This window comes from Anaerosporobacter sp. (assembly GCF_031551385.1).
GTDB lineage: Bacteria > Bacillota > Clostridia > Lachnospirales > Lachnospiraceae > Anaerosporobacter.
In genome coordinates, this window is sequence record NZ_JAVBNS010000009.1 from 144,036 (window position 1) to 169,050 (window position 25,015).

Sequence of the window (25,015 nt, forward strand, 5' to 3'; positions counted from 1 at the left end):
AGAATAAAAGTTGTCCGATATTTTGAGAATCTAAGCTTTATTGCAGAATGGAAAATAAAACCATATAAACAAATATAGGAGGAACAAAAATATGAATACGATTTTAACAGTAGAACATGTAAAAAAAATTTATGGATCTAAGGAAAATCAGACAAAAGCACTTGACGACATTTCATTTGATGTGGAGGAGGGGGAATTTATTGGAATTATGGGTGTGTCTGGTTCTGGAAAGACGACACTTTTGAACTGTATATCTACAATTGATACGGTAACTTCAGGTTTGATTGAAATTGATGGTTCTGATATAACGAAGCTGAAAGGAAACAAGTTATCCGATTTTCGAAGAGAAAAGCTCGGATTTATCTTTCAACAGTTTAATTTACTTGATACACTGACGGCATATGACAACATCGCATTGGCATTATCTATTTTAAAAGTCTCTGTAAAGGAAATAGATGCTCGTATCCGTCAAGTGGCGGAGCTTTTGAATATCAAGGAAGTGTTGGAAAAATATCCGTATGAAATGTCAGGAGGACAGCAACAACGTGTTGCAGCAGCTCGTGCAATCATTACCAATCCTGCATTGATATTAGCAGATGAGCCAACAGGAGCATTAGATTCAAAATCTGCTAAAATGTTATTGAATCAATTAACGGAGTTAAACGATAATCAGAATGCTACGATTATGATGGTAACGCATGATTCGTTTTCTGCGTCTTATTGTAAACGAATCTTATTCATTAAAGATGGCCGTATCTTTCATGAACTTAGAAAAGAAACAAATACACGAAATGAATTTTATCAGAAAATTCTAAGTGTTGTGGCAAAACTGGGAGGAGAGGATGACAATGAGGCTTAAACTTATATTTCAAAATCTACGAAGAAACATGAAAGATTATGGAATTTATTTTTTGACTATGATGATGTCAATTGGTATATTCTATGCGTTTAATGCCGTGTCCGAAGCGGAAGCGCTACAACATTTAGGAGAAGTCAGCAAGTTTATGGATATTTTACAGGATATCATAGAAGCTTCCTCTGTAGTAATTGCAATTATGCTTGGATTTTTGATTTTATACGTTAATCGTTTCTTATTAAAACGAAGAAAAAAGGAATTGGGAATCTATATGCTTCTTGGAATGAAGAAAAGAAAGATTTCTGGGATTTTTGTGGGAGAGACGTTGGTAATCGGAATTGCTTCGTTGGCGGCAGGTACGTTGTTTGGAGTGTTAATAGGGCAGATATTGGTTCTGTTTGCAATACAAATGTTTGGCGGGAATGTTAGTGCATTTCATTTGACTTTTTCTAGTCATGCATTTGGTGTGACACTGCTGTGTTTTGCAATTATTTATGTAATAGCAGCAATATTTAATGTAAGTACGGTATCCAAAGTAAGATTGATTGATCTACTGATAGCGGATCGTAAGAATGAGGAATTGAAAAAACAGAAGACGTGGATTAATCTATCTGTACTTTTGATTGGAATAGTGTGTGTCATTCTAGCGATGCTTCAGTTTAAGACAGAGGATTTGCTTCCAACACCCAAGGCTGGAGTTAGGGGAATTCTCTTTATGGTTGTTGCAACAATTTGTATTTTCTATGCGGTTGCGACAGTTGCTATGGGACTATTAAAAAAGAATAGAAAGCTGTATTACAAAAATATTAATAGTTTTTTAATTCGTCAAATTGGAAGTAAGATGCAAAGTAATTTCATCTCGATGGCAATGATTTGTCTGCTGCTTACAGCAACGCTGGTTGCGATTACCACAGGTACTAGCATTGCACTTACGATGGATCAGATGTCAGAAGATTTTGCACCATATGATTTTGTATTACTTTATGAGGATAGCGAGGAGACTACGCAGGAAAAAGTAGATGTTTTGGAAAGAGCAAAACATTATGAGGATCCCGTTGATTTAGCGCCGATGATGGCATCAAGTTATCAATTTCAAGGAAAATCTGCAGATATCACATATAAGCAGCTGTTTGAAGGTCAGGACGTACAACTATATATTCATGATGAAAAAATGGGATTGTTGGATAAAGATGTGTGGATGATAGGAATCAGTGATTTTAATGCATTGTTGCGTCTACAAAACAAAGAAGAACTGGAACTTCCAAAGGATGGATTTTATCTAAATTGTAACTATAAGGGAACAATGAAGTATATTGATGCATTTATAAAAGAAAAAGACAGTCTCGTCGTTTATGGTACAGAGTTAAAGCTTGCTGACAAAAAGCGACTAGACTATGTCTATCTGGAGACTGCAATTGGAGATAATGACAGAGGTACGTTGATTGTGCCAGATGCAGTAGCAATGAGGGCAGAGGGAGAGTACTATGTTCTTCAAGGAAACTGGAAAAAAGGAGTTACTGGTGAGCAGGGCAATGAAGCATTGTCAAAGCTGAATATCGATACACTGAAAACGTCTCCATTTGATTGGACTTCCGCGGCGCGTATGAAAACAATGCAGTATGCAGCACAAGGGCTTCCCGTATTTTTATGTATGTATATTGGATTTGTTTTTCTATTGATTTGTGTTGCGCTTATTTCGGTTGAGCAGCTTACAGAGGCTGAGGATAATCAGAAACGTTATCTTGTATTAAAAAAACAGGGCGTACCGGAAACTATGATGAAGGGAACGATATACAAGCAGGTAGGGGTGCACTTTGGAGTGCCTTTGGTTTTGGCTGGAGTCTATACAATGGCAGCGATGCCGTTCATTACAAAACGTGTCAGTGACTTTTTGAATATGGAAGTAGGCACGAATATGATTGCGACTTTGCTTGTGATGCTTGTGATTTATGGTGGTTATTATGGGGTTACCTGTTTGGTTTGTGGGAAAATGCTGTTGGTAAAAAAGAAAAAATAATAAGGAAATCTTTTGGATTTGGAGGATAGATACATGAATGATTTAGAGGAATATAAGGTAGATAAAAAGAAATTAAATAAAGAACAAGTAATGAATTATTGGGTGCGCTTATATCCAGAGTGTAAAAATAAAGAGGAAGTAGAACAGATTATCAACTGCATTTCCAAAAGAAGCTTAGAGGATTATTGGGAGGCATATGAACATGAAAATCATGTATTAGTTGAGATAAAAGAGCTCTATACGAATTTAAAAGAAAACATGTATAAAGAAAATAAATATATGGAACGTGTGAATGCATTCTGTGAAAAAATAAGAGTGGAAGATAAGTGGTCCTACTTTTATGTACCAATGTTATATAAGCATATAGAAAAAGTATATGTTGGAATTGAGCATGCCGAAATTATTGCCGATTGTGATGTGGTAGTCGAAGCAACATTACGTGACATTGCCGATAAGCTGAGTGACGCAAGTTATCGTATGTTGGCAGGAGAGCTACATGTAGCAGCGGATGCAAAACAATTAAAAGGAAAAACACCAAAAGAAAGAGGTGAATACTTCAGTAGTCAGCTATTAAGGGATATGGACTATCTTGAGGAGTTATATCTGAGTTATCCAGAACTATATAAGGTGATGGATCGTATGGTATCCTATAATATTCAGTATGTATTAGAAATTATTCAAAATACAGAAAAAGAGTATCAAAACATAAAGAAGAAACTTGATATAAAGAAACTAGGGAAATTAGAAAAGATATGTTTGGGAAGTGGAGATACACATGACCATGGACGTACGGTAGCGCAATTGCATTTTGAAGATGGAGTAAGGATCATGTATAAGCCACGTTCGTTTGAGATGGAGCATAGCTATCAGAAACTGGTAGAGTGGGTGAATTCTGCGATTCCTAATTTTCTTCCATTACGTGCTTGTAAGATCCATTCGATTGATGGGGCAGGCTGGGTAGAATTTATTGAGAATCTTCCTTGTAAAACAGAAAAAGAGGTGCAGCAGTTTTATGCACGAATGGGAGAAGTGCTTTGTATATTATATACGTTAAATGCAAAGGATTTTCACTGTGAAAATGTCATAGCACAAGGAGCATATCCTATGTTGATTGATGTGGAAACATTGCTTCATTCGGATATTGTTGAGGAAAAGGTGGCAGGAAGCATAGAGGAAGTAATATGTGATGTTTTAGCGCAAGGCGTGCACACAACGGCTCTTTTACCAACATTATTGCAGAATTATCATACGAATGATACGATGGAAGTAGGTGCAATTTCTTCTGGAAGGAAGCGAAAATCACCATTTAAAGCTAGAGTATTGAGAAATAGAGAGAGTGATGAAGTTACAATTGAATCAGAGCAAAAAGAAATTCCATTGAATAACAATCTTCCTATTTATAAAGAGGAGAAGATTGGTGGAACAAAGTATTTCAAAGAAGTGCGAGATGCATTCATAGAAACGTATCAGTGGGTTTTGATTCATAAGGACGTGTATATTGCCAAATTATATGAATTATTTGAAAACGTAGAATGCCGTGTGCTTTGTAAAACAACAAACAATTATACGCAGTTATTGCATACCAGTTATCACCCAGATTTATTACACAATAAAATGGATCGAGAAATATACTTTCATCGTTTAGGAATTTTATATGAAGAAGGTGAATCAAATCAAGCATTGTTTCAAGATGAAATCAGCTCTATGATGCAGGAAGATGTGCCATCATATCATATGTCAGCAAATGATACGCAGATTTATAATGGAACCAAAAAGATTGAAATGCAATCAAAGGAAAGCCCATTACAAAAAATAGAGAGAAAAATTCAAGGTATGTCAGCAGTCGATTTAAAACGTCAAGTATCGTTAATTTATTTTAGCTATATGGGCTGTAGTATGGAGACGGATCTTTTGGAAGGAACAAAAATGAAGCTTGTAGAAGATGGGGAAGCGCAGTATCCGTATAATTTAGCAGAGGAATCTCGCAGGATTGCCAGAGAGATACAAGAAAGGGCAGTCTGTGAGTCCATTAATGGGAAACGATGTATTAGCTGGCTTTCTTATCAAGGTAAGGGTGAAGAAGCATGTAACATTGTACCTGCTGGTTGGGACATTTATAAGGGGAATTGCGGTGTGGCACTTTACTTCTTGAAATTGGCACAAATGACAGGAGAAAAAGAATTTTTGGAATTCGGAAAGGATACCTTGAATTCGGTAGAACAAATCCTAATTCATTTAAATGATGAGGATTATAAAATGATGGGTGCTGGCGCATTTACAGGTATTGCAGGATACTTGTATGTTTGTAGTAAAATGATGCAGATGGGTGTTTGCAAAGAAGAAGAGAAGTGGGAGCAAATAGAAAGTGTATTACAAAAAATAAGGGAACACATTCACGAGGAAGAAAAAGATGATGTATTAGGTGGAGTAGCAGGTACATTGGGTGTGTTGACAACGTTATATGAACAGTGCACTGGTGATTTGGCGGGAAAAGTAAAAGCTGTCATTGGAAAAATTGCAGAGTTACTGTTGCAGAGAGCAAGTTTAGTGGAGCAAAATCACATAACATGGTTTGATAATGGAGATATTGGATATGTGCATGGAAATGCAGGTATTATGGCACATCTTGCAAGAGCAAATACCATTTTACAAGACGAACGTATTACAGAATGCATCCGAATGGGATTGAATTATGAGCGTTCTCGATATGATGAAAAACGTGGTGTTTGGAATTTACGAGAAAACGCACATTATTTTTCCTGGTGCAATGGAATTAGTGGTATAATGTTAGCAAAGATAATACTTTGCCAATCAGGAATGGAGTCATCAGAGCTTCAGCGTGAGATTCACATGATGTGCGAACAGTTGAAAGAGACAGGATTTGGCTATGATGTATGCTTATGCCATGGAGATATGGGAACGCTGTGTATCTTGAAATATGTAGCAGAATTTCTTGGTGATACAGCATTAGAGAAGAAGGTATCTGAGACAACGCAATTATTTGTCAAAGATGAACTACATAATAGCCAACGATTTGTCTTAGAAGACTGGGGACTTATGACGGGCGTTGCAGGTTTAGGGCTTGGTGTATTGGAGCAGGCATCAGAAGATTCTTATTTGGCATCGGTGTTATGTTTGATGTAATGGAAACTAAAGAATGCGATAGATAAGTATTTTAAAGGACATGGCATTTTTAATAAAACAGGAGAAAAATCTTAATCATGAAAAATCGAAGGAAACAACCGTATTACATAGTATATATTTGCATAAGTATACTTGCACTGTTAAGTTTTATGCTGTCTTTGTTTAACGTATTGGCAATACCCTCATCGCGTAGATATACATTTTTATTATTGCTAATTGCATTATTAGCAGGAATGTTGCTTGATGTTAAGAAAAATGTTAAGCCCTTACTAATCATAATTTTAATTGCTACTTGTATCTATTTTATAAGTACAATCTCTGACCCACGGGAAAGACGAGCGGAACATATCTCTCCAAATGGTAGTAACACAATACTCATTGAATACGACTATGCGAGTAGACCATCGATCTATCGCAAGGTAAACTTTTTATTTATGACACCGATAACCTTTGATTTTGGTGCAGGATATAATGAAACGATAACTCATGAAATTATTTGGCTGTCTGAAGATACATTTAAGCTGGTTGATTATACAGGAAGTGAATGGATTGTTGATATCAAATAAAGTATTAATATGATAATCTAAGAATAGGCAAGAAAACTAATAGATTCGTTGAGAATTCTATTGATTTTCTTGCCTTATTAGTTACGTCAAAAGTCATACTATTAAATATCCAAGTTTACAGGTGTTACCAAATACACGGCTTGACCGCCTGCCCAAATAAGCTTCACTGCTTTAACAGATACTCTGCGTTGTGTTAGAGGGTTAAACATAGTACATTGGTATTCTGTTTTATCAGAACCCTGTATGCTCTTAATAGGGCATAACTCACAAGGTTCGTTTAAACCACATAAATCACGGTGACAAAGATGACCAATTGCATCTTCGGGAAGAAGAGATCTAGTAAGTTTATTAGCATATACTAGATGGAAATCCTCTGCATCGACCACATAAACATGGTGGTCCATACTATCTAATACCATTTCTAATAGATTTAAGGTGTGTGCACTCTTTAACTGTTCATGTTGTCTAGAGAGAAACATCCCTAGAATTTCAGATAGTTGCTTAAGTACATCTAGTTGCTCTTGGGTCCAAGCTTGGATAGCTTCACATTTATCAAAGCCAACAAAACCACGATACTGACCGTTTTGATACAATCCACAATGTAATATAGCGGAAACGCCTTTTGGAGCAAGAAGCTCTTGATGTCTAGTGGTTAGCTTAGTTACATCGGTGCAACTTATAAAACCATCGATACTCAATCGTTCTTTATATACTGCCATATCTATTGGTGTCATATTAATCAGCATATCTTCCATAGAGGCAACACCCTCATTGCACCATTCATAAGCAGAAATAATAGCGGTATTATCCTCGTTTTCTTCAGAAATATACACACGACTTACATCTACTAACTTACCTGCAATTTCTAGAACTTTAGGAATTGCAGTTTCAATATCATCTGTTAAGTAAAGCTGATGAAAAAAGTACATGCTAAGTTGGCTGGTAAAAGCAGAGGCATCATGGTTATCAAAGGTTGTACCAGTATAAGTGTTTGTGTTTTGCTCTAGTTCGGGCGAATAGAAAGTATATCCTGATTTGCCATTATGTTTAGATTGGTAGAGTGCAGTGTCAGCATGTGTAAATAGCGTGGTATAGTTTGTACCATTCTCTGGAAATAATGCAATACCTGCACTACAGGAGAATGGAACATCAAAGTTAGGCTGAAGAGTTGCAATATCATCTAATATTTTCTGAACTTGGCATGCGACTTCTTCACGACTGTGATTACCACACAGCAACATGGCAAACTCATCACCACCCACACGACCACAAATGTCGCGAGTATGGGCATTTTTCTTGATTTTTTTGGCAAGGTCGATTAACAATACATCACCAGCAAGGTGACCTTGCACATTATTTACCATTTTAAAATTATCTACATCTAAAAGCACTAAGGCATAAATATGTTTTTTATGTGGAACAGACAATATGGCTGTGATTTGACTTTGGGTGGTAATTTTATTACATAGATTAGTAAGAGAATCATGTTCGGCACGGTTACGCATTTCATCTAAATAGCGTTTGTCACGATCAATGTCTACAATACAACCTACTGCACGTATCACCTTTCCGTGATCGTCGAATTGTGCAGTTCCACGCTCCCTGCACCAAAGCCATTCACCCGTGACTGTTGCAATGCGAATCGTGGCTTCTACCATGGGAGTACCAGCACGAAGGTTATCAACTAAAGCTTGCTGACTTGCTTGATCATCAGGATGGATATGTGAACGGAAACGAGAGAGCAACCCATCTTTTATAGTATTGGGTGAATATCCAAATTTTTTCTCCCAATTGGAGGAAACAAATAAGCTATCTGTTACTAAATCCCATTCAAAGAGAACATCGTTTGTTTGGTTGAGGATGATTTGATGTCGTTCTAGACTGAGACGTAAGTCCTCTGTGGCACGCATGGCGTAGCTGTTGTCCTGCAATACACAGTAGAAATATTCATGGTCATTATCTATGTATAAATGTCCTTGGTCGTGTATCCACACCAAACTGCCATCTTTACGTACTCCTCTGTAAAAGATATTATCATTAGTAATGAGATCTCTACGTTGAAGAGCTTTTGCTAGTGCTTCTTCACGATCGGCTTCGTAAAGAAGTTGTAGAAAGCTACCACCAGTTTCTTCTCGTAACTGTTCGATGCTGTCATAACCAAATAATTGAAGAAAATTGTGATTACAATCTTGAATGGAAAGCCGTTCATCATTGGAACAAGTAAATATACCTCCAGGGAGATGATTGAGCAGTGAGTGTAATTCTTGTTCACGCATACTTCATAGAGTAGTAGTTTCTTCTAATTTTTTTTGTAACTCAAGGTAATTTGGATTTTGATTGGTCATATAGTGCCTTTCTATAATGTGCTAACTGTTCAGAATAGTTACATTACAAATAGTTATATTGTAAATCGGATGTTGCCATCTTTGTTTGTAAAATAATATATAGAAATACTATACCACTCACATAAAGAAAAAACAACAATTGCAGGGTGTTTTGAGTTGCGCTTGAATTTCTGGAGCTACATAGGATAATCGTCACTTCAAAGTTAGTATGTCTCGAAATGGATAGAAATATGTCTTTATTACATTGTTTGAGAGTGTAATTTAGGGTAGCCAAGATGCGATGTTTGATAATTGCGTAAAAACATTAGAAAAAGCGTAAAAAAACTAAAAGAATATAGAAGTTGTATATGCGATTGGCGTTTTGGAAATGAAAATTGTAAAAAACAGAGTTAATAAATTGAAATGTGTTGCATTTTGTATAGTTTTTCAGTATAATAATGGAAAAGTATTTAATGCCAACAATTTCCACAATATTTTGTGCATTGAGTGAAATGAAAGGGAGGATGCAAGAATGGCTGATAATGAATTGTACTCTGTTTTACCAATTTATAGGTATTGTAGTTCGGAAAAAACTATGTATAAGCATTTTTATACGAATAACTGGGGTGAAATAGGACATGGGAATGGAGATATGCATTATGAAAAAATAGAGTTTTTGGCTATGCGGTATCAAGTTGGAAGTGTTATTCCGCTATATAGAGGATACAATTCAGAGCGTAATGATCATTTCTATACGACAGATAAAAATGAAATTACTAAAAACGGTTATCGAGATGAGGGTATTTTATGTTATGTGTCACTAACACCATTCAAAGATATGACGAGCAAGCTATACCGTTACTACAATCCTAAAACATCCGATCATTTCTATACAACTGATGCTAATGAGATACCTAATGGGAGTGATTACATATTTGAAAAGGTTTGTGGTTATGTAATTGGACAAGGAGGGAAATAGATGGGGGATAAAGAGTGGTTATCAAATAATGAAATAATCAAAAAGGGAGAAAAAATATGGTCTCCTAATCGTTACTGGACACTTAGTATTGGACCTGAAGGCACGCTGATTGCAAGTTCAGCGACCTCGCCACAAGGTAAAAATTATTTATTAACCTTATGGGCAATAGGTGATAAGACAGCAGAAGATATCATAGTAAAATTAGAGGATTACGCTGTTATATCTGCCTATAAATCTACCAACCCTGGCAAACCTGATAACAGGACAATAAGGATATGGTCGAAGGATGACATAATGAAATCAATGCCTGCTAAGGCGGGTTTTTTAGAGAAGCTAAAGCCACCATTCTCCCTTGGTATCAATGATGAAGGTGAGGTGGAGCTTTACGATAATGATAAAAAACGAGGAAATGTCATATGGACATCAAAAAACAGCTTAGCAATAGATGTGAAAAATTCTGATGGAACGTTAGTTCAATATGATGAAAGTAAAATAGATGTGGTAGAAATGGGTACTCAAGAAAGTTATTCGACTATTTGTGATAATGATAGGGATGTAGAAGCAACTATGAGGGTACAGCAGACAGTTGAATTAAGTGAGACAAATTCGTGGACACATTCTACTACTAAATCTAGTAGTAATAAACATACGGCTAAAATTGGTTTTAAAGTAAAGATGGGTGGAAAAGACTCTTTTTTTAGTGGAGAAGTCAGTGGCGGCTACGAGTATGAACATGTAAAAACTAATACAGAGTTGAACGGAACGACATCCTCAAGTGAAAATAAACGTTCATTTTCTGTAGATGTTGCTCCGGTAGTTAAGCCATATTCAAAATGTACAGTTCACTTTATATCAAAAAAATGTAAAGTAACTGTGCCCTATACTATCGAAGACTGTACCTATACGTTTAAGGATAAAAAAGGGAATTTGCTTTTGGATAAATGGATTGGTAAAATTGAAGGAGAGTACGAGGGAATATCGCATACAGATTGCCATGTCGAGATAAGAGATGAAACTGGTAAAAAAATCAAAAATGAGGTTTCTAAAGAAATTAAAAAATAAACAATCATAGATATAATAAATGTTAATATTGGGATACAAATACAGGGAAGCCATTGGAAGAGTTTGTTGATTGCGATGAAAAATATTACAATAGAAGAGTAGAAAATTCAGAGTTTAAAAAATTATGGAATACTAGTATGCTGAAGATGCCGTTTTATAGGAATACATATATGGTATTGAATAAAGTAAAATAGTAAGCACCTTGAGATAATGCCTTAGAAGCTATTGTCTCAAGGTGTTTTCTATCTATAGGGATTCTGATAATCAGGGCAAAGATAGGTCTCGCTCCAAGTCATCATAGTCTGTAAAACAGGAATAAAACTCTCCCCGAACTCGGTAAGGGAATACTCTACTTTCGGAGGGATTTCCTTATAGATTTCTCTATGTATAAAACCATCAGATTCTAATTCTCTTAGCTGTTTCGTTAATGTAGATTGTGTAATACCGTCAAGTCGGCGCATAAGTTCTCCGAAACGTTGTACTTTATAAAAAGTTATATACCATAGAATTAATATTTTCCATTTGCCACCGATGACAGATTGTAACTTATTCATAGGCACGCAGCGTGCGACAAAGGTTTCATCGTTAAATTTATTATTAGCCATTTGTATCACCTCAGTGTAAGTATATCGTGCATGAAATAAAAAAACAAGATACGGTTATTATTCGTACTTAGTATCAAAAATGATACTATTACTAAAAAAAGACAGTACTTGAGAAGTGAAACTATATAAAGTATCTTAATTTTATAAATTTGGAGCGGTGGACGGATTGAAAGTTGCATGTGTATTCATAAAAGAGTGATGTCAAAGGCAAGAATGAAATCAGTTCTACCTCCTACGAAAGGAGAATTAAGATATGCATTATACAGGTACGATTTGGAGGCCACCTTATGAGGCATCTTCATTACTTTTGGAAGTAACAGCAGGGTGTACACATCATAAATGTAAGTTTTGCACACTATATAATGACTTACCATTTCGATTTCGTATGTCACCATTAGAGGATATTGAACAAGATTTGCAGGAAGCAAAAGGGCAATATGAATTGTGGGAAAATTATAAAGTAAAACGAACTTTTTTAACGGGAGCGAATCCTTTTGTGTTGCAATATGAGAGGTTACTGTCTATTGGAAAACTGATAAAACGGTATTTTCCAGAGAATCAGACAATAGGGTGCTTTGCAAGAATTACGGATATTACATTGAAGACAGATGAAGAGTTGAAGTCTTTGCAAGCGATAGGATACGATGGATTGACGATTGGAATGGAGACTTGTGATGATGAAGCACTTAGTTTTATGAATAAAGGTTATCAGTCTGAGGATATTCTTGAACAGTGTAAGCGATTGGAGCAGGCTAATATACAATATAAATTGTTCTATTTGACAAGTATTTCAGGAGCGGGAAAGGGAGAGCAGGGAGCTAAGAGAACAGCAGAAATCTGTAATCAGTTGCAACCTAAGATGGTAGGAGCGAATATGCTGACAATTTATCCTGATTCTGAACTTTTGCAAGAGATTAAGAAAGGAACATGGAAAGAAGCAGGGGAGCTTGAGAAATATCAAGAGCTTAGAATGCTTGTTGAGAGTTTGCAAAATGAGACGGAATTTGCAGCATTAGGGGCATCAAATGCGATACAGCTTCAAGGTTATTTACCAAGGGACAAAGAGAAATTGCTGTCAATATTAGATGAGATAATAGCAGGTATGAGTGAGAGGGAGCTTCGAAATTATCGTAAGAACCTTCCGCATTTATAAGGGGGATTATTATGCATTTCACAGGAAGAACATGGAGACCTCCTTATGAAGCGGATTCATGTATTATTGAATTGACAAGTGGCTGCACATGGAATAAGTGTAATTTCTGCAGTCTGTATAAGCAGGAAGCATTTGGTTTGACAACACTTGAAAAATTCGAAGTGGATTTACAAGAAATAAAATCTCTTCAACCAAATGCAAGGAGGTTGTTTTTGACAGGAGCGAATCCGTTTGCTCTAAGTTATGAAACGTTAAAACCTTATGTTTTGACAGTGAGAGACTATTTAATCAAATGCCAGCATATTGCGATGTTTGCAAGCATTCGGGACATTAAGAATAAAGATGTATGGCAGTTAAAGAAGTTACGAGCGATGGGAGTGAATGGACTTAGTATCGGAGTTGAAAGTGGAGATGATACTACTCTTGCGTTAGCAGGAAAAGGTTATACATCTTATGACATTTTAGAACAGTGTAGGAAGTTAGAGGAAGCGAATATTGAATATTACTTTGTATATATGACAGGATTGGCTGGAAAAAACAATGGATATCGTAATGCAATAAATAGCGCTAGACTTTTCAGTCAACTTAATCCCTACTTTATCTCTATTGATGCACTGACATTATTTTCAGATACAAAGCTATATACTATGGCGCAAGAGGGGATATTTATTCCAGCAGGAGAACACGAGCGTCTGAAAGAATTGCAGGTTTTTATTCAGAACCTAAAGATAAGGATGCATTTATTTGCTAATTCTAATTCAAATTTTTATCCGATTGCTGCGTATCTACCGAAAGAACGAGAATATGTAATTAGTGAGATTGAGCAGATTATGGAGACATTTACAGAGGAAGAGATGCTGAGCTATAGAGATGGTTTGAAGTCATTGGGGTAGAGGGAAGGCATGTCGTTATCATTACAATGACAAGTAAGAAATATAGCAAAGCACCAATGGAAGAAAATTCTGTAGGTGCTTTGTTATGTTTTACAAACATTTAATCCCCACATAATACACCCCGAATGAAATAAATATATAATTACTGGAAAATCAAGTAGAAGTCTTGTATAATGAACCTATCACTATTCTAGGGGAGGAAGAAGGCAATATGGAGATTAGTCCACGTACGCGAAAAATACTTATGATATGTATTGTTATTATAGGAATACTTATTTTAATGGCAGATGAAGATGAGAGATATGATTATACATTTGAACCAACAGGAGACATAACGAGTTTATATATTGAAAGTGATAATGTGGAAGTGAAGATAGTGGAAGGTGAGGCTTTTTGTGTAGAAGGAGAGAGTCTAAAAAAAGACACGTATACGTTCGAACAAAAAGGGGAGACACTATTTGTAAAATCTATAAAAGGCAAATTTAGTGTATATGACTTTGATAATTTTGATTTTCCACCACTAATAACGATAACAATTCCAAGTAATATAGAGTTTGATAAAATTTCCATTAAAAATGGAAGCAAGGAAGTTCAGATGGTTTCTGTATTGTCAGCAAAAGAATGTAAGATAGTAACGGGTTCAGGAACAATATCGATGGACAAGATACAAGTAGACTCATTTACGATTCAAGTGGGATCAGGAGACATTAATATAAAGGAATTATCAGCAAATACCATGGAAACATCAGTAGGATCAGGAGACATACAATTTGGTTATACGGAATGCGACAAGTTAAGTATGGAAATTGGATCAGGAGATGTGAACTGTAAGAGCTTGGAGGCTAGAAATGCTACAGTAGAGATTGGCTCAGGACGTTTAGAAGCTAAGAATGTTAAATTAATGAATATAGCAGGACAGACTGGTTCAGGGAAGATTTATCTAAAGGGAGAATTAACAGGTACATCTAAATTTACTTGTGGTAGTGGAAAGATTGAATTGAATATAGAAGGAGATATGGAAGATTATTCATTTAAAATAGATGGTGAAGATGTCTCTATAAATGGCAAGGAATATAGTAAAAATTATAAGAGCGAGATAGAAATGGATAGACAATTGCAATTAAAGGCTGGTTCAGGCCGTATTGATGTAACAATTCGATAAGTAATTAGAAATCTATTGACAGAGAAGCGATTAAGGTATACTATTGAAGTATGAATAAATATGCAATGCGATTGTATATATGCAACGAAAATATATCTGAAATGAATAATTATAAACAACCATTGAAAGGGGAACGTGAACAGAGATGAATTTAAAAGGACGTAGTTTTTTAACATTGAAAGATTTTACACCAGAAGAGATTACATATTTTATTGATTTAGCAGCAGATTTAAAAGCAAAGAAAAAGAATGGTATTACAGGTAATAGCTTAAAGGGTAAGAATATTGCATTAATATTTGAGAAACCTTCCACGAGAACAAGATGTTCATTTACAATTGGCTGTGTTGATGAAGGTGGACACCCAGAATATCTTGGAAAAGATGACATTCAACTTGGACATAAAGAAAGTGTAGAAGATACAGCTCGTGTACTTGGTAGAATGTTTGATGGTATTGAATTCCGTGGATTCAAACAAGATACCGTAGAGAAATTAGCAAAGTATAGTGGTGTACCTGTATGGAATGGCCTTACAGATGAATATCATCCAACACAAATCTTAGCAGATTTCCTAACATTAAAAGAGCAATTTGGACATTTAAAAGGATTAAAATTAGTATATGTAGGTGATGGAAGAAACAATATGGCAAACAGTTTAATGATTGGTTCTTCTAAATTAGGAATTAATTTCGTAATTCTTGCACCGAAAGAATTATGGCCAGAAGATACATTGGTGAACACTTGTAACGAATATGCAAAAGAAGCTGGTTCTGTAATCGAAGTTACAGATGATTTGAATGCAGTAGAAGGTGCAGATGCAATCTATACAGATGTATGGTGCTCTATGGGTGAAGAAGACAAAGCGGCAGAACGTATCGCAATGCTTTCACCATACCAAGTAAATCATAACTTACTTGCGAAGACAAAGAAAGATTCGACAGTCTTCTTACACTGCCTACCAGCAGTAAAAGGCAAAGAAGTAACAGAAGAATTATTTGAAGAATTTGCTGAAGTAATATTTGACGAAGCAGAGAATCGTATGCATACGATTAAAGCAGTTATGGTAGCTACATTAGGTGAATAATTATGATACAAGGATTGCGAGAGTATAAAATGCGTAGCAATCCGTGTATCAGTTTATATAAGACTCTTACGGAGAAATCATATTGATTTCGTGATAAGAGTCTTTTATTATTGAATAAATAATTATTAAGTTTTCATAAAAATGTCATGAAAATGACATACAAATAGAGATATTTATGCTATACTAGTAACAATCGAGCTTTATAGGAATGACTTCGCATTTAAAATTCGTGAAATTAATTTCGGTAAAACCGTCACCCATTTTGAAAGGAGAAGGAACTATGAAACAATTTGAGTACGCTGAAATTGCAAAAGAGGTAAAGGAATTAGCCGAATTATGCAAAAAAAACAGCAAAATAGATCCAGAATTATATGGAAAATATGAAGTAAAAAGAGGTCTTCGTGATGTTAGCGGTAAGGGTGTGCTAACAGGATTGACAGAGATTTCAGAAATCGTATCCTATACTATTGTGGATAGTGATTTGGTCCCTTGTGAAGGTAAACTGTATTACCAAGGTGTTAATGTGCAAGACCTTGTTAATGGGTTTATTACAGAGAAGCGATTTGGATTTGAAGAAACAATATATCTGTTACTATTTGGTGCGTTGCCAAGTAAGGAACAACTGAATAATCTGAATGCTTTATTAGCAAAATATAGAGAAGAGTTACCAACAAACTTTGTTAGAGACATTATTATGAAAGCTCCAAGTAAGGATATGATGAATACTTTAGCAAGAAGTGTATTAACTCTATATTCTTATGATGAAATGGCAGATGATACATCTGTTGAGAATGTATTAAGACAATGTCTTCAATTGATAGCGTTATTCCCAATGCTATCTGTATATGGATATCAAGCATATAGTCATTATCATGATGGAAATAGTTTGTTTATTCACTCACCGCAGCAAGAGTTATCGACTGCGGAGAACATATTATATATCTTACGTCCAGACAGTAAGTTTTCTGAACTAGAAGCAAAAATACTTGATATTGCGTTAGTATTACATGCTGAGCATGGTGGCGGTAATAATTCAACATTTACAGATCATGTTGTTACTTCATCAGGAACAGATACGTATTCTGCGATTGCAGCTTCCCTTGGTTCATTAAAAGGTCCTAGACATGGTGGAGCGAACATCAAAGTAATTAAGATGTTTGAAGACATGAAAGAGACAATCAAAGATTGGGAAGATGAAGAGGCAGTACGCCAGTACTTAGTTGATTTATTGAACAAGAAAGCATTTGATAATGCAGGATTAATCTATGGAATGGGTCATGCAGTATATTCCATCTCGGATCCTCGTGCAGATATCTTGAGGGGATTTGTTAAGAATCTTTCAGATGAGAAAGGTCTACAAAAAGAATACGCTTTATATAGTATGGTAGAGAGATTAGCACCAGAAGTTATTGCGAAGGAAAGAAGAATCTACAAGGGAGTTAGTGCTAACGTAGACTTCTATAGTGGATTTGTATATAGAATGCTTGATTTACCAATGGAATTATATACACCTATTTTTGCAATAGCACGTATAGCAGGTTGGTCTGCGCATCGTCTTGAAGAAATTATCAATGATGGTAAGATTATCCGTCCGGGATATAAGAGTGTTGCAAAGCACAAACCATATAAGACAATGGAAGATCGTATCGCTGAAGAGGAAAAAGAAGCATAAGAATATAAAATAGTAAAGCTGTTATACTGGTTTTTCAAAGATATTTTTTGAAAGCGTAGTGTAGCAGCTTTAAAGTTACTGTGTAAACAGTAACACTTTAAAACTATGGAGGGTACAATGAAGTGGAATAAGATTATTACGGACAACAAACTTCTGCCAGATTTAATTAATATGATTTTAGGTGTTGCAGTTATCGTATTATTTATATTAGTTATGTTGGAACCATCAAGTTATGGATTAATGTCAGCATTAATGGTTGTAGCAGGCATTATGAACCTAAGTAATGGCTATCGAAAATATAAAGTAAATGGTCAAAAAGCAATGGGGATTTTCTTTGGAATGGTAGGGTTTGCTATATTTATATTTGGCATATACTATCTACGTTTGGCATTGGCATAAGTTGAGAAATATACGAATATTAGAAAGAAGAGAGCGGGTATGAAGACAAAGATATTAACAATATTAAGTAGTAGTGATACTTATGTATCAGGTCAGCAATTATGCGAGCAGCTTAATGTTTCCAGAACCGCGGTATGGAAAGTGGTGAATCGTTTAAAAGACGAAGGATATCAAATTGATTCCGTATCGAACAAAGGATATCGATTGCTCAGTCAGCCAGACGCAGTGACAAACGAAGCGATTCTTAGTAAGTTGCAGACACGTTATATAGGAAGACAGGTTTATTGCTATGATGAAGTAACTTCTACGAATACGGTAGCGAAGCAATTAGCGGATGAAGGAAAAGAAGAAGGAACGTTGGTTGTTTCAGATAAGCAGAATCAAGGCAAAGGCAGGAGAGGACGTGGTTGGGAATCGCCAAGTGGAACAGGGGTGTTTATGACAGTGATCTTAAAGCCACAGATGAAGCCAATATATGCCTCTATGTTAACATTAGTAGCAGCATTAGCAGTAAATGATGCAATTGTGGAGTTGACGGGTTTAGAATCAAAAATAAAATGGCCGAATGATATTGTTGTTAATAAAAAGAAAGTATGTGGCATTTTAACGGAATTAAGCGCAGAGGTGGATTACATCAATTATATTGTTGTAGGAATTGGTATTAATGTAAGTGCAAAGGATTTTCCTGAGGAGATAAGTGATAAAGCAACATCGTTGTTATTAGAATCAGGAAAGTCAATTAGTCGTGCACAACTGATTGCTAAGACAATGGAACATCTGGAGCGATATTACGAGCAATTTCTAAAAACACATGATTTAAGCGAATTAAATGAGATGTATTCGAATGCTTTAATTAATAAAGACCGTGAGGTAAGGATTTTGGCGGAGGAAAACTCCTATACAGGTATTGCGAGAGGAATTACAGATAAAGGGCATCTACTTGTTGAAAAAGATAATGCTGAACTTGTGGAAGTGTATGCAGGTGAGGTATCTGTTAGGGGATTATATTCCTATACGTAGGTAGGATGGCAATGCCAATTGGAACTCCAAATTACTAGCGTCATTCTAGGCTTAAAACCATATAACAATTGTCACATGGTTACTGTTCACACAAAACGTTCACAGTAACGGAATCCAGCCCATTTAAAGTTCGCCTTCGGCGAAGGGGCTGGATTCTTGGCTATTTTAAGTTATTAGCCCATAGCCTTGCAGCGTGGTGCAAGGCTTGGGAGTGAACAGTAACATCACATGACAATTGTCACGACTTTGTTTTCTTACGCTATATCCATTGCACAATGAAGAGGAATGAAGTATATTAAGGGTAAGAGGTAAGGTGCACACTTACAAGAAATTAGCGATTAACCTTAAAGAGCAATGGACATTCCGAACGTAGGGATGTGAGAATAGGAGGCAAAGTATGAAGCGTAATGCGACAGGATTTATATGGGGTTTAATTATTATAGCACTAGGTGTGCTAATCGGTGCGAAGGCGTTTGGACTGAATTTTGACATTTTCTTTGATGGATGGTGGACATTATTTATTATTATTCCATGTGCAGTTGGTATTTGCGAAAAAGGCAATAGAACAGGAAGTGCGATTGGTCTTGCAATCGGTGTTATGTTATTGTTAGGAGCACAGAACCGTATTGCTTGGAATATGATTGGAAAACTAATTGTTGCATGTGTCTTTGTTATTATTGGTTTAAAACTAGTTTTTGATGAAAGTAGAAGAGGCAAGCATATAGAGGATTTTCAGAATAATAGTAATCCAGAGAGTTCTTACACATACACATATGACTCGAATAATACAAGCAATATGAATACGAATTCGTATTCAGACAGCAATAACTCAAACTATAATACAAATTTTAATACAAACAATAATGGAAATACAAACAATAATGGCAATACAAATAGTGGCAGCCAATCTTATAATACAATTCATGATACTAATGTGAATGCAATTTTTTCGGCAAAAAATCTAAATTATAATGGTTTATACTTTGGAGGCGTTGCAGTTACAGCAGTATTTGGAGGAATTGAGATTAATCTTAGAAATGCAGTTATTGATAAAGACGTAATTATTGATGTAACAGCAATCTTTGGAGGAATCGACATCTTCGTGCCATCAAATGTAAGAGTAGTGACAAATTGTACAGCAATTTTTGGCGGTGTGGATAACAAAAAGGATAACGCTTTTATGAATACTGCGAATGTGCCAACAATTTATGTAAATGGAGCTTGTATTTTTGGCGGAGTTGATATAAAATAGTTTCGCAACGAAGTAGTTGCGATAAAAACAGATATCCAATGGGAGAAATTATGTATCAAGATAACGTTATCTTATGTGCATCAAGTGCATATGAGCAAAAATATTATTTAAATGAAGATTTTAAAGCTTTACCAGACGGAATAAAGGAAGAGCTTCAAATTATGTGTGTATTATACACAGAGGATATAGGCGGTATTCTAACACTTCAATTTGAAGAAGATGGAACACTAGTCTTCCATGTTGAATCAGACGAAGGCGATTTACTATTTGATGAAATTGGTAGTGTGCTTAAAATCAAAGAATTACAAAGAACAAAAGAAGAATTGCTAGAATCACTAGAGCTTTACTATAAAGTATTTTTCTTGAATGAAGATGTTTCGGAATTACTAGATAATGAGGGTTAGAAAGGAAGAATAAACATGATTAGACATATTGTAATGTTTGAATTTGCAAAAGAGGCAAAAGGCAAGACGGCTATTGAAAATGCAGTTATTGCAAAAGATTTGTTATTAGAATTAACACAAAAATTGGATTTCATTCGACGTATGGAAGTTGGAATTAATGCTTCGGAAGCAGCAGATACAAATTATACGTTATGTCTTACTTGTGATTTTGATTCCATTGAGGACTTAAATCGCTATGCGGTGCATCCAGAACATTTAAGAGTTGGAGAATTTATTGGAGATGTAAGAATAAGTCGTGCTTGTGTTGATTACGAGCTATAGGAAGGATAGAAGATATGTTACTTGTAGTAGATATAGGAAATACGAATATAACACTGGGTATATTTGAAGAGAAGGAATTGCTTGGAACGTTTCGAATGACGACAAAGATTGCTCGAACTTCTGATGAATACGGAATATTTATACGAGACTTACTGCTTACGAGAGGACTTAAACCAGAGGATATTGAGGCTGTTATTGTATCTTCTGTTGTGCCTAATCTTATGCATTCATTTAAGAATGGTATTATTAAATATCTAGATGTAACTCCGATTATTGTTGGAGCAGGTACAAAGACAGGAATTAAGATTGCTATAGCAAATCCAAGAGAAGTAGGTTCGGATCGAATTGTAGATTTAGTGGCAGCATATGAAACATATGGTGGACCATTAATTGTAATTGATTTTGGTACAGCTACTACATATGATTTAATCTTAGAAGATGGTTCTTTTGTAGCAGGTCTAACATGTCCGGGAATTCGCATCTGTGCGAATGCATTATGGTCAGATACAGCAGCTCTTCCTGAAGTTGAAATTAAAAAGCCAGATTCTATCTTGGCAAAAGATACGATAACAAGTATGCAAGCAGGCCTTGTATATGGCTATATCGGACAGACGGAATATATCATTAAGAAGATGAAAGAAGAGATAGGAATTCCAGATATTAAAGTAGTTGCAACTGGTGGATTAGGCAAGATTATTGCTGATGCAACGGATGAAATTCAGATATATGACTCCGCTCTTACAATGAATGGGCTTCGATTGATTTATGAGAAATGTAAAGGTAAGAGAAACTAGGGCTATTTAGAAAGGCATAGAACGTGTTATGAATTTACAAATCGGAAGTGTTAATATAGGTGGAAATTTAATAGTAGGGCCAATGGCAGGGGTAACAGACCTGCCATTTCGTCTGTTGTGTAAGGAACAAGGGGCAGACTTAATCTATACAGAGATGGTAAGCGCCAAGGGAATTATGTATAACAATAAGAATACAGAGGTACTTCTTGAAATAGAAGAAAAGGAACGTCCAGTAGCACTTCAACTGTTTGGAGCAGATGCAGATATATTAAGTGAGATGGCAAAACGAATTGAGCATCGTAATTTTGATATCTTGGATATTAATATGGGCTGTCCTGTACCGAAAGTTGTAAACAATGGAGAAGGGTCTGCTTTATTAAAAGATCCTAAATTAGTTGGTGAGATTGTATATAAAGTATCACGTGCAATTCAGAAACCCTTAACAGCAAAAATCAGAATAGGATTCGATGAAACATGTATCAATGCAGTTGAGATTGCTAAGATTATTGAACAAAATGGTGCAGCAGCTATTGCTGTTCATGGACGTACAAGAGCACAGTACTACAGCGGTAAGGCGAACTGGGATGTAATCAGACAAGTAAAAGAGGCTGTTTCGATACCTGTTATTGGAAATGGCGATGTAGTGACGGTAGAAGATGCGAAACGCATCACAGAGGAAACAGGTTGTGATGGAATTATGATAGGAAGAGGGATTCAAGGGAATCCTTGGCTATTCTCCCAAATCAAAGAATATTTTGCGACTGGAATTATTCCGGAAAAACCACATGTAAATGAAGTAATAGAGATGATAATGAGACATGCAAAGCTACAGATTCAATTTAAAGGGGAATATGTAGGCATTCGTGAGATGCGCAAACATGTTGCATGGTATACAACAGGGTATCCGAAATCAGCGAAGTTACGTAATACAGTGAATGAAATAGCAAGTTTAGAGGATTTAGAAGCATTAATGATTCGATATAAAGGAATGATTGAATAGTCGTTTTTATAGATGTGAAAACTTAATAAAAGTAGCTTGAAGGATGTAGTCTTGAATAGTTAAAAAAGAGAATGGCTATAGAAAAAACGGTTAATGGTGTCTGTTTTTTCTATAGCCATTCTTATAGTTATCTGCGGAATAGATGTTCTACAGAAAGATAACTTGGAATTCCATTTTGATAAGTGATTGGAACTTCACCTTGAATTAACGGATAGATATAATCGATTAATTCCTGTGTAATGTCATTTCCAGCTTCATTAATCCATTCACGAGGAATGCATTTTTCTACGTTAGCTACATTCGATACATCTGTACTATCATAAGTAACTGTGTATGGAGCATTGCTTGTACGAGTTAATGTAACCATTTTTGCTGTTTCTCCCTGAGTCGCAAGGCGGAAAGCATTTTTACCGAGTTCATATGCTTCATCAAGGTCTGTTTGTGAGGAAATATGGGAAGCACAACGTTGAAGTACATTTAATTCAATAGAACGGACTTTACAGCCGATTGTATTCTTAATAAGGTTTTCGAGGTACTTTCCAGTTCCGCTTAGCATAACGTGTCCAAATTGATCTGTACCAGTTGAATTAGCGGATATATACATGCCAGCAGGATCTTTGATTCCCTCTGATACGGCAATAATTACATGATTACGTTTCTCTAATTGTGTACGGACATCACTTACAAATGAAGCAGTAGAGAATGGAGCTTCTGGTAGATAAATTAAGTGTGGAGCTTCATTATATGTAGTTCTTGCAAGTGCAGAAGCAGCCGTTAGCCAACCAGCATTTCTTCCCATGATTTCTACGATAGACACGCTTTTCGTATCGTATATATAGGCATCATGTGCAATTTCAAGAATGGAAGATGCAATATATTTGGCAGCAGAGCCAAAGCCTGGTGTATGGTCAATACAAGCAAGGTCATTATCAATTGTTTTTGGAATTCCAATAACATGAACATCAATATGATGTTCTACGGCAAAGGCAGAAAGTTTATTAACAGTATCCATGGAGTCATTTCCACCGATATAGAAGAAATATTTTATATTATAATTGGTAAATTGTTGAAAGATAGTATGATAATCGGAATCATTAACAAGTGGATCAGACAATTTATATCTACAAGAGCCAAGAAACATAGATGGCGTATGAACGAGAGTTGATAGATTATTAGAATCTATATGAAAAGTTTCTGTTAAGTCAAAAAGGTCGTCTTTTAAAACTCCTTGTATACCATTTAAAGAACCATATATCTTATTAATTGTTGTTGATTGTATAGCTTCGTGAATCACACCTGCAAGACTGGAATTAATGGCCGTAGTTGGTCCTCCAGATTGAGCGATGAGACAATTTATCTTTGACGACATAGTGTTCGAAAACCTCCTATCATATTCTATGAGCAGACCTATAATAGCAGAAAGAAACTGCCTTTTCAATATAAATGCATTAATTTAGTAACTAAATTAATAATTATGCGTTATTTACTGCCTATGCGAATATAAAAATATTAAAAAAGTGTACGAAATAGGAAATTTGTTGAATTGAAAAACTTTAAAAATCGTTGCATAATATTAACATATAGACCAAGGAAGGTGACATCTTATAGAGCGAAGAGTTGAAAATATAAATATTATAGTAGATATGTAAGGAAAGGGGTGGCTTTGATGAGTTTTCCATCATCAAATAATAATTTTCCAGAGATAAGAACTTGTAGAAGATGCCGTAAACTACTGACTTTGTGTCGAGGAATTTCAAATGTATGTACGGAATGCGAAGATAAGGATAAAGATGACTATCGCATTGTAAAAGAATATGTGCAATCTCATGCAAATACTAGTGCTTTCGAAGTTGCGAATGTAACGGGGATTAGTGTAAAAGTAATTATGCAGTTTTTAAAAGAAGATCGTCTGCAAGTTGCAGATTAAATATGTATGATATAAGTAGGCTATGTACTAGTTGGTTTGATCCGCTGGTGTGTAGCCTTCTTTTTGCCTTTATTATAGAAAAGTTTGAAAAGCAAAAAATTATCACCAAATAAAATTAAAAACTAAATAGACAATTCAACAAAGTAACGAAAAAAAAGTAGAATATAAAAAACGGTTGCATTTTTATTCAAAACAGTGTACTATACTTATTAGAAAAGACAAATGTACGTAACAGAAAGACAGAGATGTCGGGTTATGATTGAATATGTCAGTACAGTAAGATGGAGGGTTCATAAAATGAGTAATAAATTAAGAGTAGGTATTCTTGGAGCAACAGGTATGGTAGGTCAACGTTTTATCTCTTTATTAGAAAATCACCCTTGG

Annotated in this window: 23 protein-coding genes; 20 read left to right on the forward strand and 3 right to left on the reverse strand. The window is 35.5% G+C overall.

Annotation, left to right across the window (positions count from 1 at the left end; genetic code table 11):
- The first annotated feature begins 91 nt into the window (after positions 1-91).
- From RMR19_RS01870 to RMR19_RS01885, 4 genes are all read left to right on the forward strand, one after another.
- Positions 92-859 (forward strand): ABC transporter ATP-binding protein, encoded by a 768-nt coding sequence (locus RMR19_RS01870; protein ID WP_310601793.1) that lies wholly within the window; start codon positions 92-94, stop codon positions 857-859.
- Positions 849-2,873, forward strand: a complete 2,025-nt coding sequence (locus RMR19_RS01875) for an ABC transporter permease (protein ID WP_310601794.1) — start codon at positions 849-851, stop codon at positions 2,871-2,873. Before RMR19_RS01870 ends, RMR19_RS01875 begins: the two co-directional genes overlap by 11 nt.
- A 33-nt stretch (positions 2,874-2,906) precedes the next feature.
- Positions 2,907-6,017, forward strand: a complete 3,111-nt coding sequence (lanM, locus tag RMR19_RS01880; protein ID WP_310601795.1) for a type 2 lanthipeptide synthetase LanM — start codon at positions 2,907-2,909, stop codon at positions 6,015-6,017.
- Positions 6,018-6,094: 77 nt separating this feature from the next.
- Complete coding sequence (locus tag RMR19_RS01885) at positions 6,095-6,583, forward strand: hypothetical protein (protein WP_310601796.1); 489 nt, start codon at positions 6,095-6,097, stop codon at positions 6,581-6,583.
- A gap of 101 nt (positions 6,584-6,684) precedes the next feature.
- Here RMR19_RS01885 and RMR19_RS01890 read toward each other — a convergent pair whose 3' ends face one another.
- Entirely contained in the window at positions 6,685-8,859 is a 2,175-nt protein-coding gene (locus RMR19_RS01890; protein WP_310601797.1) for a sensor domain-containing diguanylate cyclase, read from the reverse strand.
- Between the two features lie 580 nt (positions 8,860-9,439).
- Here RMR19_RS01890 and RMR19_RS01895 point away from each other — a divergent pair.
- Together RMR19_RS01895 and RMR19_RS01900 are read left to right on the forward strand one after the other, a co-directional pair.
- Entirely contained in the window at positions 9,440-9,886 is a 447-nt protein-coding gene (locus tag RMR19_RS01895) for a hypothetical protein (RefSeq protein WP_310601798.1), read from the forward strand.
- Positions 9,887-10,948, forward strand: coding sequence for a hypothetical protein (locus tag RMR19_RS01900; protein WP_310601799.1), 1,062 nt, complete (start codon positions 9,887-9,889; stop codon positions 10,946-10,948). It abuts the gene before it with no gap.
- Between the two features lie 242 nt (positions 10,949-11,190).
- On the opposite strand, the gene RMR19_RS01905 is transcribed toward RMR19_RS01900, so the two are convergent.
- Complete coding sequence (locus RMR19_RS01905; protein ID WP_331654603.1) at positions 11,191-11,502, reverse strand: winged helix-turn-helix transcriptional regulator; 312 nt, start codon at positions 11,500-11,502, stop codon at positions 11,191-11,193.
- Positions 11,503-11,806: 304 nt separating this feature from the next.
- Between RMR19_RS01905 and RMR19_RS01910 the strand changes: the two genes are divergently transcribed.
- The 12 genes from RMR19_RS01910 to dusB all read left to right on the forward strand — a co-directional run bounded on the left by RMR19_RS01910 (position 11,807) and on the right by dusB (position 22,704).
- Positions 11,807-12,706 carry a radical SAM protein gene (locus RMR19_RS01910; protein ID WP_310601801.1) on the forward strand — a complete coding sequence of 300 codons (900 nt, stop codon included), beginning with the start codon at positions 11,807-11,809 and terminating at the stop codon, positions 12,704-12,706.
- Between the two features lie 11 nt (positions 12,707-12,717).
- A complete protein-coding gene (locus RMR19_RS01915; protein WP_310601802.1) occupies positions 12,718-13,599 on the forward strand; it encodes a radical SAM protein in 882 nt (293 codons plus the stop codon).
- Between the two features lie 211 nt (positions 13,600-13,810).
- Positions 13,811-14,761: a DUF4097 family beta strand repeat-containing protein gene (locus RMR19_RS01920; RefSeq protein WP_310601803.1), complete on the forward strand. Its 951-nt coding sequence runs from the start codon at positions 13,811-13,813 to the stop codon at positions 14,759-14,761.
- Positions 14,762-14,906: 145 nt separating this feature from the next.
- Positions 14,907-15,842: an ornithine carbamoyltransferase gene (gene argF, locus RMR19_RS01925; protein ID WP_310601804.1), complete on the forward strand. Its 936-nt coding sequence runs from the start codon at positions 14,907-14,909 to the stop codon at positions 15,840-15,842.
- Between the two features lie 280 nt (positions 15,843-16,122).
- The gene (locus RMR19_RS01930) at positions 16,123-17,514 is read left to right on the forward strand and encodes a citrate/2-methylcitrate synthase (protein ID WP_310601805.1); all 1,392 of its coding nucleotides are present in this window, start codon (positions 16,123-16,125) and stop codon (positions 17,512-17,514) included.
- A 117-nt stretch (positions 17,515-17,631) separates the two neighbouring features.
- A complete protein-coding gene (locus tag RMR19_RS01935) occupies positions 17,632-17,913 on the forward strand; it encodes a hypothetical protein (protein WP_310601806.1) in 282 nt (93 codons plus the stop codon).
- Positions 17,914-17,952: 39 nt separating this feature from the next.
- Positions 17,953-18,933 carry a biotin--[acetyl-CoA-carboxylase] ligase gene (locus RMR19_RS01940; RefSeq protein ID WP_310601807.1) on the forward strand — a complete coding sequence of 327 codons (981 nt, stop codon included), beginning with the start codon at positions 17,953-17,955 and terminating at the stop codon, positions 18,931-18,933.
- A gap of 397 nt (positions 18,934-19,330) precedes the next feature.
- Positions 19,331-20,185 (forward strand): LiaF transmembrane domain-containing protein, encoded by an 855-nt coding sequence (locus RMR19_RS01945; protein WP_310601808.1) that lies wholly within the window; start codon positions 19,331-19,333, stop codon positions 20,183-20,185.
- Positions 20,186-20,235: 50 nt separating this feature from the next.
- A complete protein-coding gene (locus RMR19_RS01950; protein ID WP_310601809.1) occupies positions 20,236-20,589 on the forward strand; it encodes a DUF6145 family protein in 354 nt (117 codons plus the stop codon).
- A 15-nt stretch (positions 20,590-20,604) separates the two neighbouring features.
- On the forward strand, positions 20,605-20,910 hold the full coding sequence (locus RMR19_RS01955; protein WP_310601810.1) for a Dabb family protein: 306 nt from the start codon (positions 20,605-20,607) through the stop codon (positions 20,908-20,910).
- Positions 20,911-20,924: 14 nt separating this feature from the next.
- Positions 20,925-21,704, forward strand: a complete 780-nt coding sequence (locus RMR19_RS01960; RefSeq protein WP_310601811.1) for a type III pantothenate kinase — start codon at positions 20,925-20,927, stop codon at positions 21,702-21,704.
- Between the two features lie 28 nt (positions 21,705-21,732).
- The gene (dusB, locus tag RMR19_RS01965; protein WP_310601812.1) at positions 21,733-22,704 is read left to right on the forward strand and encodes a tRNA dihydrouridine synthase DusB; all 972 of its coding nucleotides are present in this window, start codon (positions 21,733-21,735) and stop codon (positions 22,702-22,704) included.
- A 127-nt stretch (positions 22,705-22,831) separates the two neighbouring features.
- Here dusB and RMR19_RS01970 read toward each other — a convergent pair whose 3' ends face one another.
- Positions 22,832-24,073 carry a 6-phosphofructokinase gene (locus RMR19_RS01970; protein WP_310601813.1) on the reverse strand — a complete coding sequence of 414 codons (1,242 nt, stop codon included), beginning with the start codon at positions 24,071-24,073 and terminating at the stop codon, positions 22,832-22,834.
- 297 nt (positions 24,074-24,370) lie between these two features.
- Here RMR19_RS01970 and RMR19_RS01975 point away from each other — a divergent pair, with 297 nt between their 5' ends.
- Together RMR19_RS01975 and RMR19_RS01980 are read left to right on the forward strand one after the other, a co-directional pair.
- Entirely contained in the window at positions 24,371-24,631 is a 261-nt protein-coding gene (locus tag RMR19_RS01975; protein ID WP_310601814.1) for a hypothetical protein, read from the forward strand.
- A 297-nt stretch (positions 24,632-24,928) separates the two neighbouring features.
- On the forward strand, positions 24,929-25,015 hold an 87-nt coding region (locus tag RMR19_RS01980; protein WP_310601818.1), incomplete at its 3' end, for a hypothetical protein.